The 13,230-nt window shown below is 53.2% G+C and carries 13 protein-coding genes and 2 tRNA genes; 3 read left to right on the forward strand and 12 right to left on the reverse strand.

The window, feature by feature from the left end; all coding sequences use genetic code 11:
• Positions 1-16: 16 nt before the first annotated feature.
• The 3 genes from D467_RS0116280 to hemH form a co-directional block, all read right to left on the reverse strand.
• Positions 17-448 carry a Na+/H+ antiporter subunit B gene (locus D467_RS0116280; protein WP_018918604.1) on the reverse strand — a complete coding sequence of 144 codons (432 nt, stop codon included), beginning with the start codon at positions 446-448 and terminating at the stop codon, positions 17-19.
• Positions 441-2,792 carry a putative monovalent cation/H+ antiporter subunit A gene (locus tag D467_RS0116285; protein WP_018918605.1) on the reverse strand — a complete coding sequence of 784 codons (2,352 nt, stop codon included), beginning with the start codon at positions 2,790-2,792 and terminating at the stop codon, positions 441-443. Before D467_RS0116285 ends, D467_RS0116280 begins: the two co-directional genes overlap by 8 nt.
• 306 nt (positions 2,793-3,098) lie before the next feature.
• Complete coding sequence (gene hemH / locus D467_RS0116290) at positions 3,099-4,181, reverse strand: ferrochelatase (protein WP_018918606.1); 1,083 nt, start codon at positions 4,179-4,181, stop codon at positions 3,099-3,101.
• 213 nt (positions 4,182-4,394) lie between these two features.
• On the opposite strand from hemH, the gene D467_RS0116295 reads away from it, so the two are divergent.
• Positions 4,395-4,799 carry a thiol-disulfide oxidoreductase DCC family protein gene (locus D467_RS0116295; protein WP_018918607.1) on the forward strand — a complete coding sequence of 135 codons (405 nt, stop codon included), beginning with the start codon at positions 4,395-4,397 and terminating at the stop codon, positions 4,797-4,799.
• Positions 4,800-4,873: 74 nt separating this feature from the next.
• Here D467_RS0116295 and D467_RS0116300 read toward each other — a convergent pair whose 3' ends face one another.
• The 9 genes from D467_RS0116300 to rnr form a co-directional block, all read right to left on the reverse strand.
• Entirely contained in the window at positions 4,874-5,176 is a 303-nt protein-coding gene (locus D467_RS0116300) for a DUF6482 family protein (RefSeq protein WP_018918608.1), read from the reverse strand.
• Positions 5,177-5,322: 146 nt separating this feature from the next.
• A complete protein-coding gene (locus tag D467_RS0116305; protein WP_018918609.1) occupies positions 5,323-5,616 on the reverse strand; it encodes a hypothetical protein in 294 nt (97 codons plus the stop codon).
• 69 nt (positions 5,617-5,685) lie between these two features.
• Positions 5,686-7,071 (reverse strand): replicative DNA helicase, encoded by a 1,386-nt coding sequence (gene dnaB, locus D467_RS0116310; RefSeq protein ID WP_018918610.1) that lies wholly within the window; start codon positions 7,069-7,071, stop codon positions 5,686-5,688.
• Positions 7,072-7,362: 291 nt separating this feature from the next.
• On the reverse strand, positions 7,363-7,809 hold the full coding sequence (gene rplI / locus D467_RS0116315) for a 50S ribosomal protein L9 (RefSeq protein ID WP_018918611.1): 447 nt from the start codon (positions 7,807-7,809) through the stop codon (positions 7,363-7,365).
• 15 nt (positions 7,810-7,824) lie between these two features.
• Positions 7,825-8,676, reverse strand: coding sequence for a hypothetical protein (locus D467_RS0116320; protein WP_018918612.1), 852 nt, complete (start codon positions 8,674-8,676; stop codon positions 7,825-7,827).
• A gap of 12 nt (positions 8,677-8,688) precedes the next feature.
• Entirely contained in the window at positions 8,689-8,916 is a 228-nt protein-coding gene (gene rpsR, locus D467_RS0116325; RefSeq protein ID WP_009097135.1) for a 30S ribosomal protein S18, read from the reverse strand.
• 33 nt (positions 8,917-8,949) lie between these two features.
• Complete coding sequence (rpsF, locus tag D467_RS0116330) at positions 8,950-9,342, reverse strand: 30S ribosomal protein S6 (RefSeq protein WP_018918613.1); 393 nt, start codon at positions 9,340-9,342, stop codon at positions 8,950-8,952.
• A 197-nt stretch (positions 9,343-9,539) separates the two neighbouring features.
• Positions 9,540-10,337 carry a 23S rRNA (guanosine(2251)-2'-O)-methyltransferase RlmB gene (gene rlmB / locus D467_RS0116335; RefSeq protein WP_018918614.1) on the reverse strand — a complete coding sequence of 266 codons (798 nt, stop codon included), beginning with the start codon at positions 10,335-10,337 and terminating at the stop codon, positions 9,540-9,542.
• Positions 10,338-10,339: 2 nt separating this feature from the next.
• Positions 10,340-12,742 (reverse strand): ribonuclease R, encoded by a 2,403-nt coding sequence (rnr, locus tag D467_RS0116340; RefSeq protein ID WP_018918615.1) that lies wholly within the window; start codon positions 12,740-12,742, stop codon positions 10,340-10,342.
• A 245-nt stretch (positions 12,743-12,987) separates the two neighbouring features.
• On the opposite strand from rnr, the gene D467_RS0116350 reads away from it, so the two are divergent.
• Together D467_RS0116350 and D467_RS0116355 are read left to right on the forward strand one after the other, a co-directional pair.
• Positions 12,988-13,074 (forward strand) — tRNA-Leu (locus D467_RS0116350).
• 69 nt (positions 13,075-13,143) lie between these two features.
• A tRNA-Leu gene (locus D467_RS0116355) sits at positions 13,144-13,230 on the forward strand.

Below are 13,230 nucleotides of genomic sequence, written 5' to 3' on the forward strand. Positions count from 1 at the left end.
GCATCCTCCTGTTAACTTATGGCTCATCCTTGTCCACCTCCATCAGCGCCATGACCATGCCGATTACCGACCCCAATACCGACAGATAAACACCGATATCGAAAATTAGCGGCGTCGAAGCCTTGAAATCAATAACAGGGATTGTCCACCACTGGGCCGTCAAGAACGGCTGACCCATGAACCAGGCAGGAACCACTGAAACGATGCCCAGCAATAGACCCACGCCAATCAGATCGCGCGGGTCAACCATGCGCAGCACTTCCTTGGTGGCACTAACCCCAAAAGCCAGCAGGTACAGCGTGAACGCCCCCGCTGCCACTAGCCCGGCGATAAATCCACCGCCCGGCTCATCGTGCCCTCGGAACAGCAAAAAGACCGAGAACATCAGCTGCAAGGGCATTAAAAACCGCGCCGCCGTATTAAGAATGATCGTCCCTGACTTAACCATCGTACGGCTCCTTGATATCTGACTTGCTGCCTTCGACGGCTGTTTTGGGGCTTTCCGGCTCGTGGCGCAGCTTAAGCATGGCGATCACCCCGATAGCCGCCAGGGCCAGTACAAACATTTCGCCCAAGGTATCCAAGGCACGGTAGTCGACCAGAATCACGTTGACGATATTGCGGCCATAGGCGAGCGGCGCGCTATTTTCGACCATGTAGGTAGAAATGGACTCAAACTGATCAATGCTCCAGGCGGTCATGATCAACAAGAAGATCAGAATACCCATTATTGCGGCCACCGAACCGTCACGGATGCGCTCAAGCGGAGTGGAAAGGTGAGAAAAGCGCGGCAGCCTAAACAGCACCAGGACCAGCAAAATAACTGTGAGCGTTTCCACCAGAAGCTGCGTAATACCCAGGTCAGGCGCGCTGAAAAGAATAAAGATGAGGGCAATCGAGAACCCCATAATACCCACAGACACCACAGCACCCAGGCGCGAGCGGGTAACCGTGGCAAATAGAGCCCCCATCACCATGGTGCCCACCACAATGACTTCGTGAAACCGCACATCAAGATCAAAAGCCAGCAACGGAGAGTGGCGCAACAGAATGGAGTTACCAATCAGGATGATCAGAACCACCAGCATGACCAAGATATAGTTACGCATATAGCCGTTTTGCAGCACGCGCGTTTGCCATTCAGAGAATTGCACCACGCCATTTAATAAGCCTTCATAGCCGGCTTCAGGGCCATAGCGCATGACAGGGGCCAACAACATAAGCTTGCCTCTTACGTTGTCCCAGTATTTGAAGAGCAGTAACCCCAGCCCCAGGCTAATAACTGACATTATCAGTGCCCAATTAACGCCGTACCAAAGTGACAGCGCAACGTCTCTCGGCTCTCCTGCCACCGCGCTTGCGGCGGACGATAAAAGGGAATCAACACCAAACGTCGCGGGCGCCAGGCTAAAGACCAGCGAGCCTACGCTTAACAGCGCAGGTCCCATTAACATACCCAATGGCGCTTCATGCGGTACTTTTGGCGTTTCATGACGTTTACCATAAAAAGGGCGTAGTGCAACAATCGCCGCCACAGCGATGGTCAAAATAGCGCTAACAAATGCGAAGACGACCAATAAGCCCTGAAAATCCCCTGCGCCAAGCACCGCTTCAAACTTGAGCTCTTTACCAATAAAGCCAAGTAAAGGCGGCACACCGGCAAGCGATAATGCCGCTACCAGGGCAATGGTGGCCGTCACCGGCATCAAAGGTCTTAACCCACCCATGGCGGTAACATCTTTGGTACCGGTTTCATGATCGAGAATCCCCGCCACCATAAACAGCGCACCCTTGTACAAGGAGTGGGCAAGCAGAAAGGTTACAAACGCCGTCATGGCGTACTCAGTACCTATGCCCAGCAGCATGGTCAATGTGCCGAGCGCCATAATGGTTGAGTACGCCAGCAGTTTTTTAATATTCGTGTGATTGATAGCCAGGAATGCGCCTACCAGCAGCGTGATAGCGCCAACTACAGAGAGAACGCCTATCCAAAGTGGCGTTCCCCCCAGCTCAGGCTGAAGCCTGGCCATCAGGTAAATCCCTGCTTTTACCATGGTAGCGGAGTGCAGATAGGCCGATACTGGTGTCGGCGCTGCCATCGCGTTAGGCAGCCAGAAATGAAACGGAAACTGGGCGGATTTGGTAAAGGCACCCAACAGCAGGCAAATGAGCATCGGCGTATAAAGGGCATGCTCGCGTAAATCGGCTTCCATCCCGCGGATATCGGTCAATGACCATTCACCGCTGGAGACGCCCAGCAATACGAGCCCGGCCATTAGGGCAAGCCCGCCTGCAAACGTGACAAAAAGCCCTTGGCGCGCTGATTTTCGTGCCTGCATATCGGTGTGGTTAAAACCGATCAACAGATAGGACGTAACACTGGTCAGCTCCCAAAAAATAAACAGGGTAACCAGTCCATCGGCCAATACCAGCCCCAGCATGGAAACCATAAAAGCCAGTAAGGCTATATGGAAGCGCGCAATATCCCGGTGGCCTTTTAAATAGCTCCCTGCGTAAATAAGCACAAATGTGCCAATAACAGAGATTAATAGGCCGAAGAGTAGTGACAGCCCATCCAGCATAAAGGTGAGACTGATACCCAGTGAAGGCACCCACTGCCACTCCATTAGCATCGGGCCTTCATTGATTACCGTGGGCGCCTGAGCAAATAACCACGCGGCGATCAGAGCAGGAAAAATGGCTAATACCAGACTCGTACGGTCTGCAAACCAGCGCTGCATTAGCGGTGCCAGCGCGGCCAATACAAACCCCATTAAAACGGCGAATTGCATCTAGCGATATCTCCTGGGTAACAGCCCCGCACGAGGCGGGTACTATGGGCGTACGAGTCCTCTCACGGCGAGCAGATGACGTTATCCCTGTCTTCTACTCGTAACCACTTCTGAAGCATTTAAAACGTAAAGGCCCCTGACTTTTTACTCGCCATAAGTACTTTTTTGATCGCGTTAAACGTCAAATACAAGTGATCATAAAGTCGTAGACTCTATAACAGACAGCAGCGAGTTGCCAGACAACCTTTAAACGAAATCAAATAGATAGCGTGCTTATTTTTATGTTTTTCCGCCCTGCTCAATCACTTACTCCGTCAACGGAAGCCAGCCCAAAAGCTCGCTATTAATTACGCTAAGTAAAGCATCGATATGATCATCCCGGTCATTTAAACAAGGGATATAGCTAAACGTTTCTCCACCGGCGGCAATAAAACTGTCACGGATTTCTTCCTGAATTTCTTCAAGCGTTTCAACGCAATCAGCAGAGAAGGCGGGCGATAAAATAGCGATATGCTTGTGGCCCTGTTTAGCCAGCGTAGCGACATGTTCAACGGTCGGCGGACCTACCCACTTTTCCACCCCAAACTGCGACTGAAACGCGGTATCCACTTCCTCTTTGCTGAAGCCTAGCGCTTCGCGCAGTAGCCGCGTGGTTTTCTGGCAGTGGCAGTGGTAAGGGTCCCCTTCCATCAAATAACGCTTGGGAACCCCATGGTAACTCGCCACCAACTTGGTAGGCCGCGTTTCCAGCTGGGCATACATATCGGTGACGGAATTGGCCAGAGCCTGTATATAGACAGGGCGATCAAAATAGGCAGGCACGGTGCGAATAGCCGGCTGCCATTTCATCTTCATCAAAGTGCGAAACGCCTGATCGTTGGCGGTAGCCGTCGTCGGCGAGCCATACTGAGGGTAGAGCGGGAAGAAAACGATACGCTCGCACCCCTTCTCTTTCATGCGGTTCAACACGCTTTTAGTGGAAGGATTGCCGTAGCGCATACAGAAATCGACTTCGACACTGTCGCCATAAAGCGTTTTTAAACGCTCGGTCAGCTTCACCGTTTGAGCTCGGGTAATGGTGAGCAATGGGCTTTCGTTTTGCTCATTGTTCCAAATACTTTTATACGCTTTCCCCGAAGAAAAGGGGCGTCTGGTTAAAATGATCAGTTGCAGCAGTGGCTGCCATTTCCAATCAGGATAATCCACCACCCGCTTATCCGAGAGGAACTCACTCAGATAACGCCGTATTGACCAATAATCGGTGGCATCGGGCGTTCCCAGGTTAGCCACCACTACGCCCACTTTTGCGCGCGGTACGCCAGGATGATCACTTGAGGCATGCGCCAAGCGCCCTTCTCCAGGCTGGTCGATTACAACGCTCTCGGTCATTACGCTTACTCCCGGAAAACTACGGTTGAATAACCAAAATCTTACCATTTTTCGGTAAAGTTGCGGCATAAAGTTATACTATTAGCGCTATTTGTATAATCTCCGACTAATTCGTGTCCATCGCTTTACACTCGCAGCTAATGCTCAGGCCATGAACACACCAAAGGTGCTTCTACCTATCGTTTAGCGCAACGTTACCTAAAAGAGATTTTAATGAGCGATGTTCAACTGTTTAGCGCTGCGCCGCCTGTCACGCTCTATTACGATGGCCAATGCCCGTTTTGCCGAGCAGAGGTTGAGTGGCTAAATAAGCATCCGAATCGCAAATACATCCGGTTGATAGATATTCGACAGGCGGACGTTGGTGCCGCTGAAACGGGCTATTCGTTCGACACCCTGATGGGGCAGCTACATGTGCGAGACAATGAGGGAAACTGGTATGTGGGCATGGATGCCAGCCGGGCCCTGTATGCAACGCTAGGCTACCGGCGGCTGGTAAAGCTTTCTTGCTTACCGGGCCTGCGAGGCGTAATGAATGCAGGCTACCGTTACTTTGCCCGTCGCCGAATCAGGCTTGGGCAGTGGTGGGAAAAACGTTACAGCAAACGTGACAACTAATGTTACAACTAGTGTTACAACTACAGTTAATGAATGCTAATTCGACAGACAATCTCTGCGACTTAGCGATTTTTTTAGAAAACCAGCGGCATACGTGACGTCAATGGCTCACTGTAATGCGCGTCCCGGCCGATCATTTCGTCCTGCGGCACATGTTGAACCAGATACGCACGATGAATGCCGGCGCGTTTCAGCTCCAGATATACATCGTCTAACGAGCGAAACAACATTGGCTTACCACGCTGGGTGAGCATATGCCGTTCACCTTCTACATCTTCAAGTTCAAGTTGATAAAAACGACTACCTGAATGCGTAATGACGCGAATTTCAAAGTTATCGTGGCTTTCGACGAACTGTTTAAGCGCGATCAGTTCCATGGTTCCCTCCTATTATTGGATACAACAATAGGGCACAGCATGACTGTGCCCTATTACATTCCTGTTACCTTTACCTTGGCACTTATTGGCTAAGACGGCAACTTTTCAGGAGAGTTTCAGACTATTCGCGTAATTAGATACTTGAGTTACTGGTACTCTGAGGGATCAATCGCCTTGCCTAGCGAATTGCGGTCAATCCAGTTACCCGCTTTGGTTTCTTTATAACGAAACACCACTTTATCGCCTACTGCTACTGGCAAATCGGCATCTTCTGTTTGGTAACTATACTTTTGCCCCTCTACCACCAGGTAATAGCGATAAAGGTCAGGCATTCCCAGCCACTCTTTAAAGGGGCCCTCTTTCTCCAACTCCTGAAGCTCGCCACGTCCTTCAAGTTTAGGAAGACGCTGACGATTACCACGCCGAAAACCACCTGCCATGTGTTACTCCCGTTCTCTGTGTTGCCGTGTTCTGTGTTCAATAAGAGCTGGCTTCCGCCCTGCCCCACACTAATCGCCGAAAGCCTCACCATAGCTATCGGGGGCCAAATCTTCAAAGCGGGTATATTTACCAATAAATGCCATATGTACCGCGCCGATAGGACCGTTACGCTGTTTACCGATGATCAGCTCAGCAATACCCTGGTTGTCCGGGTTATCCGGATTATAGACTTCATCACGATAAACGAAGGCGATAACGTCCGCATCCTGCTCGATGGCGCCTGATTCCCGCAGATCCGACATTACCGGGCGCTTGTTGGGACGCTGCTCCAACGAGCGGTTAAGCTGAGAAAGTGCCACCACCGGACAGTTAAACTCTTTTGCCAACCCCTTGAGCGAGCGCGATATTTCCGAGATTTCACCGGTACGGTTTTCAGAAAACCCGGGGATCTGCATCAGCTGAAGGTAATCAATCATGACCAAGGCCATATTGCCATGCTCGCGCACGACACGGCGCAACCGCGAGCGCATTTCGTTGGGCGAGAGCGCGGCTGTATCATCAATAAATAACTGCTTGTCTTTAAGCAAGTTGACCGCCGATGTCAGGCGTGGCCAATCCTCATCCTCCAGCTGGCCGGAGCGTACACGCGTCTGGTTAATACGCCCAAGCGAGGACAACATCCTAAGCATCAGCGATTCCGCGGGCATCTCCATGGAAAACACCATAACCGGCTTGTCGCTGGCAATCACGGCGTGCTCCACCAGGTTCATCGCGAACGTGGTTTTACCCATTGACGGACGCCCGGCAATAATCACCAAGTCTGACGGCTGTAACCCCGAGGTCATTTCATCCAAGTCGCGGAAACCAGTCGAAAGCCCGGTCATTTCGCCTTTAAGATTGAACAGCTCATCGATACGGTCAACCGCTTTGGTCAAAAGCTCACTCATGCCGATAGGCCCGCCCGTTTTAGGGCGCTCCTCGGCAATCTGAAAGACTAACCGTTCCGCTTCGTTAAGTAGCTCATCAGCAGGCCGCCCTTGTGGCGAAAAAGCACTTTCGGCGATCTGGTTCGCCGCACGAATCAATTTTCTTAGCGTCGCCCGCTCTCGTACGATATCGGCATAGGCGCGAATATTACTGGCCGAAGGCGTATTGCGGGCAAGCTCTGCCAGAAACGCCAGGCCGCCAACGGTATCTAAGTGATCACGCGCTTCCAACGCTTCTGACAGCGTAATGACATCAAGCGGCTGTCCGGATTCAGCCAGATGAATCATCACGTTAAACACCAGCCGGTGCTCATAGCGATAGAAATCATCAGTTACCAGGCGCTCCGAAACATTGTCCCAGGCCTGGTTATCCAGCATTAGCCCGCCCAACACCGACTGCTCCGCCTCCAGCGAATGCGGCGGCAGCTTTAGGGCTGCCGTTTCCTGATCAGCAGAAGGCTGGTCCATCGCGAGCTCCTTTCAACAGTGCAGCATAGCCAATAAAGGCCACTATTTTAATCGGACAAACCGTTTACAACCACCTTCAGGTCGTTGCGTTAAGCGTTATTGCTAAGCAGCCAACGTTACTTGAAATCACCTGGCTGCTTAGCAATAACTTCTAACAAATAACCGCATACAAATATGCCTGCATACAAATAACCTGCATATAAGTAACCCGCGCATAAATAACCCTCGCATAAATAACAAAGGGCGCGGGAAATCCCGCGCCCTTTGTGGCGTTAATAGCAGTAGCAGGAATTACTCTGCGACAACTACCACGCGAACAACGGCGTCCACTTCTGCATGCAGGTGGAGGGCGATGTCGTATTCGCCAGTTTGGCGAATCGGGCCTTGCGGCATACGTACTTCGCTCTTGGCAACATCGATGCCAGCAGAGGAAATAGCGTCAGCCAGGTCACGCGGACCGATAGAACCAAACAGCTTGCCTTCGTCGCCAGCTTTAGACACCAGAGAAAGCTCGATGTCGTTCAGCTGTTCAGCGCGCGCCTGGGCTTCTGCCTTGCGCTCAGCGGCTTGAGCTTCAAGCTCAGCACGCTGTACTTCAAATGCTTCAACGTTTTCCTTGGTGGCCGGTACGGCTAAACCGTAAGGCACCAAGTAGTTACGACCATAACCAGGCTTAACAGTGACCTTGTCACCCAGGCCGCCCAGCTTACCAATGTTGTCGAGCAGAATGACTTCCATCTCGTAAACCTCTTGTCAGTTGCCGCGGGCAAGGCGTGCGCGAATTTTCGCGAATGTATCAATCAGCCCCAACAGCAGCACAATGAGAATCGTGGGCCAGGTCGTGATCAGCAGCACATAAAATGCCACCAGCCACAGCCCGTTCATCCCCTTTAATCCAATATAACCATGCACTAACGCGATGCCAGCAACCAATAGCGGAATCCAGCCAAGCACCGCCACCGAATGCGCCCCCAGCATCATGCCAACCACACCGAGTACCGCTAGTACGGCAAGCTCTTTAGGTGTGAGTCTAAAGGCATGAAACTCTTCACGAAAACCGTGCGGGTTATACAACCCCGCCTGCCAGCTTCGTGCCAGGGCCAAACATGCGATAGCTACGACCAAAACCACAAGACCCGTAACACCACCCACCACAATGGAGGCAAGCATTTGAGTATCGTACCCTTGGCTAGCCAGCTCCGTGAGCATGCGATCAACGTCCGAAGAACCTTGTCGCAGTTGCTCAAGCATTAGCTCCATACCGCCAGGCGGGCTAAAGATGCCGAACTGTACCATTGCCGCCGCCACTAATGTGCCCGCAAGCAATGCTTCACTCCAACGCATCCTTTCACGCAGAACCGTCGCCATCAGCGTTACCAGCAATACGCTGGTAAGCGGAATAACGTCGCCCTGCGCCCACCAAAAACCTGCCGGTAGCGCAGCGGCGATGATGACCGGTAGTGCAGGCGCGAAGCCTTTACGCAGGGTCACTAACGCCGCAATAGCTGCACCTAACCAGAACAACCAAGGCACTAGCGTTGCCAGCGCTGCCCCGCCTACGGCGTAAGGCAGCCCTCGCATTAGCCATCTTGCCAGTGCCAGCATCACGTTAAACGCTTACTGGTGGCTATCGGAGTAGGGCAGCAGCGCCAGGTAGCGCGAACGCTTGATAGCAGTCGCCAGCTGACGCTGGTAGCGTGCTTTAGTGCCGGTGATACGGCTCGGAACAATCTTGCCAGTTTCGGTGATGTAAGCCTTCAGGGTGTCGAGATCTTTGTAATCGATCTGCTTGACGCCTTCAGCAGTGAAGCGGCAAAACTTACGGCGACGGAAAAAACGTGCCATGGATTAGCTCCTTAAAACGTGCAGTGGATAGAATCAGGCAGTTTCGATTTCTGAATCAGAGTCAGCATCAGCGCGCGGCTTGTCTTCGCGACGCGGACGCTTCTCTTCTGCCGGTTTCATCATCGGGGAAGCTTCGGTAACCGCTTCCTTGCAGCGTACAACCAGGCTGCGGATGATGGCATCGTTGAAGCGGAAGATGTTCTCGATTTCTTCGAGCGTCTCGCCAGTACATTCAACGTTCATCAGCACGTAGTGGGCTTTGTGAATCTTGTTGATCGGGTAAGCCAGGTGACGACGGCCCCAATCTTCCAAGCGATGCACGGTACCAGCGTTTTCAGTAACGATGCTGGTGTAGCGCTCGACCATGGCCGGCACCTGCTCGCTCTGATCCGGGTGGACCATAAATACGATTTCATAATGACGCATAGGATCTCCTTGCGGTTTGACAGCTTCCGGTGTGTGTACCCGCAGTAAGCGAAGAACGACGACAGGGAAGCAAGGAGTTAACTGAAATGCACCCAACTTACCGCTAGGCGGCAGCTAAGGCATTAAGCAGAACTACTGTTTGAAAACCTGTGCCCGCCTGTAGACAAACGGGCGCAGGTATTCTAGTGGGCAAGCGGCTAACTTGCAAGCTGACGTTGGCGTACCGCTTCAAACAAGCAAATACCCGTAGCCACCGAGACATTCAGGCTTGAAACCTGACCTGCCATGGGCAGCTTGGCCAGGTTATCGCACGCTTCACGGGTTAAGCGTCGCATTCCCTTCCCTTCTGCTCCCATCACGAGCGCAGTAGGTCCGGTCATATCGATAGCATAGATGCTGGCATCGGCCTCTCCGGCTGTACCGGTAATCCATACGCCAGCGTCTTTTAATTTGGCGAGCGTGCGCGAAAGATTGGTTACCTGATAAACCGGCACGACCTCAGCCGCGCCACAGGCTACTTTACGCACCGTGGCATTGAGCGGCGCCGCTTTATCTTTAGCCACAATTACACCGTGCGCACCCGCCGCATCGGCACTGCGCAAACAGGCACCAAAGTTGTGAACATCGGTCACGCCATCAAGTACAAGCAGTAGCGGAGGCGTTTCGGCCTTCCAGGCGCGCAGCTTCAACCACAAAGACTCTTCACCTTCAGGCGTTAGCGGCGGACAAAATGCCACCACCCCCTGGTGAGCGGCCCCTTGAGTTAGCTGGTCCAGCAAGTCGCGAGGCTGTTCTTTAATACGTGCGCCGCGCGCTTGCGCCTGCTCTACAACTTCGGCCAAACGGCTGCCTGCCCCCTGCTGCACCCAAAGCTCACGCGGCGTTTCACCGCGCTCCAACAAGCTTTGCAGAGCATGCACGCCATACACCTGGTCCAGCCCATCAGGCGTGCGAACCATAGTGCGCGGGCCACGTCGAGACGACGCTGACTTCATGCTCAACCTCTCTTCGGTGATGACTGACGCGTGCGCCGTGGGCCGCGACGCGTGGATGGCTTATCTTTCGGTTTATCTTTCTTAGGTGCCGCATCGCTCTTGGGCGCAGCCGCTTCATTAGTATCGCCACTGCGGCGCTTACGCGGCTGACGACGTGGGCGCGGCTTATCGTCGGTCAAGCTGAAATCAATCTTGCGATCATCCATATCAACGCGGGCAACCTGCACGGTTAAGCCGTCGCCCAGTCGATACGTGGTGCCCGTCCGCTCACCTTTAAGGCGATGCTTCTCCGCCTCGTAGTGGTAGTAGTCTGACGGCAGCGAGGTCACGTGAACCAGGCCTTCGACATAAAACGCATCCAGACGCACAAACAGACCAAACTGGGTAACCGATGCGATCGTTCCTTCAAAGGTTTCGCCCAGCTTGTCAGACATAAACTCACACTTGAGCCAGCTCTCGACATCGCGCGTGGCCTCATCGGCACGACGCTCGGTCATCGAGCAGTGCTCGCCAAGTTCGAGCATCTGCTCAAACGTATAAGGGCACCATTTGCTCGGTGGATCGACCGGGGCACCTTCAACGCGTATTACCGTATTGGTCTGACGCGGACCACGGATCACCGAACGTATCGCGCGGTGAACCAGCAGGTCAGGATAACGACGAATCGGCGAGGTAAAGTGGGCATAGGCCTGATACGCCAGCCCGAAGTGGCCTTCATTCTGCGGCGAGTAAACGGCCTGGTTCATGGAGCGCAGCATGACCGTCTGGATAATATCGGCGTCGGGGCGATCCTTGATCGCCTCGCGTAGCGCCTGATAATCCTGCGGCGTAGGCAGATCTCCGCCACCCACAGAAAGCCCCAGTTCGTTCAAGAACAGGCGCAGCTTGTCCAGTCGCTCAGGCGTTGGCCGCTCGTGTATCCGGTACAGTGCAGGAAGGTCGTGCTTGTCCAAGAAACGTGCGGTCGCCACGTTAGCCGCCAGCATGCACTCTTCAATGACCTTGTGCGCATCGTTACGGCTACGCGGCACGATCTTGTCGATTTTGCGCTCTTCGTTAAAGATAATCGCCGTTTCGGTGGTATCGAAATCAATCGCCCCACGCTCGTTACGCGCCTCACGCAATAAGTGGTAAAGCTCGTGAAGGTCATTCAACGGCTTGACCAGCGCTTTGTGCTCTTCACGCAGAGCAGCGCCGTCTTCGCTTTCGTTATCAAGCATCGCCGCCACCTTGTTATAGGTGAGGCGCGCGTGAGAATTCATAACCGCTTCATAAAAAGAGTAGCGGCTGATCGCGCCGGTCTTGGAGATATTCATCTCACAAACCATGACCAAGCGATCTACGTGCGGATTCAGTGAGCAGAGGCCGTTGGATAAAAGCTCCGGCAGCATCGGCACAACCTGCCCCGGGAAATACACCGAGTTGCCTCGTATGCGCGCTTCATTGTCCAACGCCGTACCCGGACGCACGTAATGTGAGACGTCAGCGATTGCGACCAACAGTTTCCAGCTACCCGATTTCGTTTTCCACGCGCACACGGCGTCATCGAAATCCTTGGCGGATTCATCATCGATCGTCACCAGCGGAATATCCCGCAGGTCAACGCGGTGCTGTTTATCGTCTTCCAGCACTTCGGCGGAAATACCGCTGGTTTGATCCAATACTTCAGGCGGAAACTCAGCCGGGATATCGTAACTGCGAATCGCAATATCGATTTCCATACCCGGGTCCATACGCTCGCCCAGCACCTCAATTACCTCACCCACAGGCTGTACGCGTGTGGCAGGCTGCTGAACAACTCTGGCCGAAATCACCTGGCCATCCTTTGCTCCAGCACTGGCGCTGTGCGGAATGATGATTTCCTGGGTAATACGCGGATTCTCAGGAATCAATATGCCGAATTCAGGCGTATTGCTCCGGTATACCCCGACGATAGTTTGCGTATTGCGGGCAATCACCTCGGCAATCGTCGCTTCATCGCGTCCACGCCGGTCGGTGCCGCTAACGCGCGCCAGAACGTGGTCGCCGTGGAACACGCGACGCATTTGGCGTGGCGGCAATAGCAGGTCAGGCTTTTTGCCATCGTCACGGATCAAGAACCCGAAGCCGTCCCGATGCCCCAGGACATTGCCCTTGATGAGATCAAGCTTATCGATCAGCGCATACGCACCGCGACGGTCGCGCAGCACCTGCCCGTCACGCTCCATGGCTGCCATACGGCGACGAACGGCTTCAAGATGATCTTCATCCTCGATGCCCAGCATACGGCTCATGTTTTCATGAGTAATCGGTTTGCCGTAGGTTTCAAGCGCAGCTAACAAATATTCACGGCTAGGTGCCGGATTATCATATTTTTGCGCCTCGCGCTCAGCGTGCGGATCATCACTCAACGTCCAATACTTCATGCGATCGACATCCTTAATGGCGTTTGCGGGAGGCGGACAAAAAAAGCAGCAGACATCAGCTGCGTTTGATGGGTTTCAGCAATTATCAGGCTGAAAAAATTAACGTTATGTTTGGTCATACCCGCAGTATAGCGCTGCATGATCCATGACCCAACCACCTTAAGCAGCAATTCTGCGATTTACACTATAAAATTAGCTTACTGGTCTTGCATTTAATCGCGACCCGCGTATTATACGCGCCACTTGCCCAGATGGCGGAATTGGTAGACGCGCTAGCTTCAGGTGCTAGTGTCCGTATGGACGTGGAGGTTCAAGTCCTCTTCTGGGCACCATACTTTGTTATGTCAGTGTTTTTATAGCCGACTTAACCGAGTAGGTAGTTGAGTAAGACATTTGTGTTCGCCCAGGTGGCGGAATTGGTAGACGCGCTAGCTTCAGGTGCTAGTGTCTGTATGGACGTGGAGGTTCAAGTCCTCTCCTGGGCACCA

Origin of the sequence: Vreelandella zhanjiangensis DSM 21076, assembly GCF_000377665.1 — a bacterium.
Lineage (GTDB): Bacteria > Pseudomonadota > Gammaproteobacteria > Pseudomonadales > Halomonadaceae > Vreelandella > Vreelandella zhanjiangensis.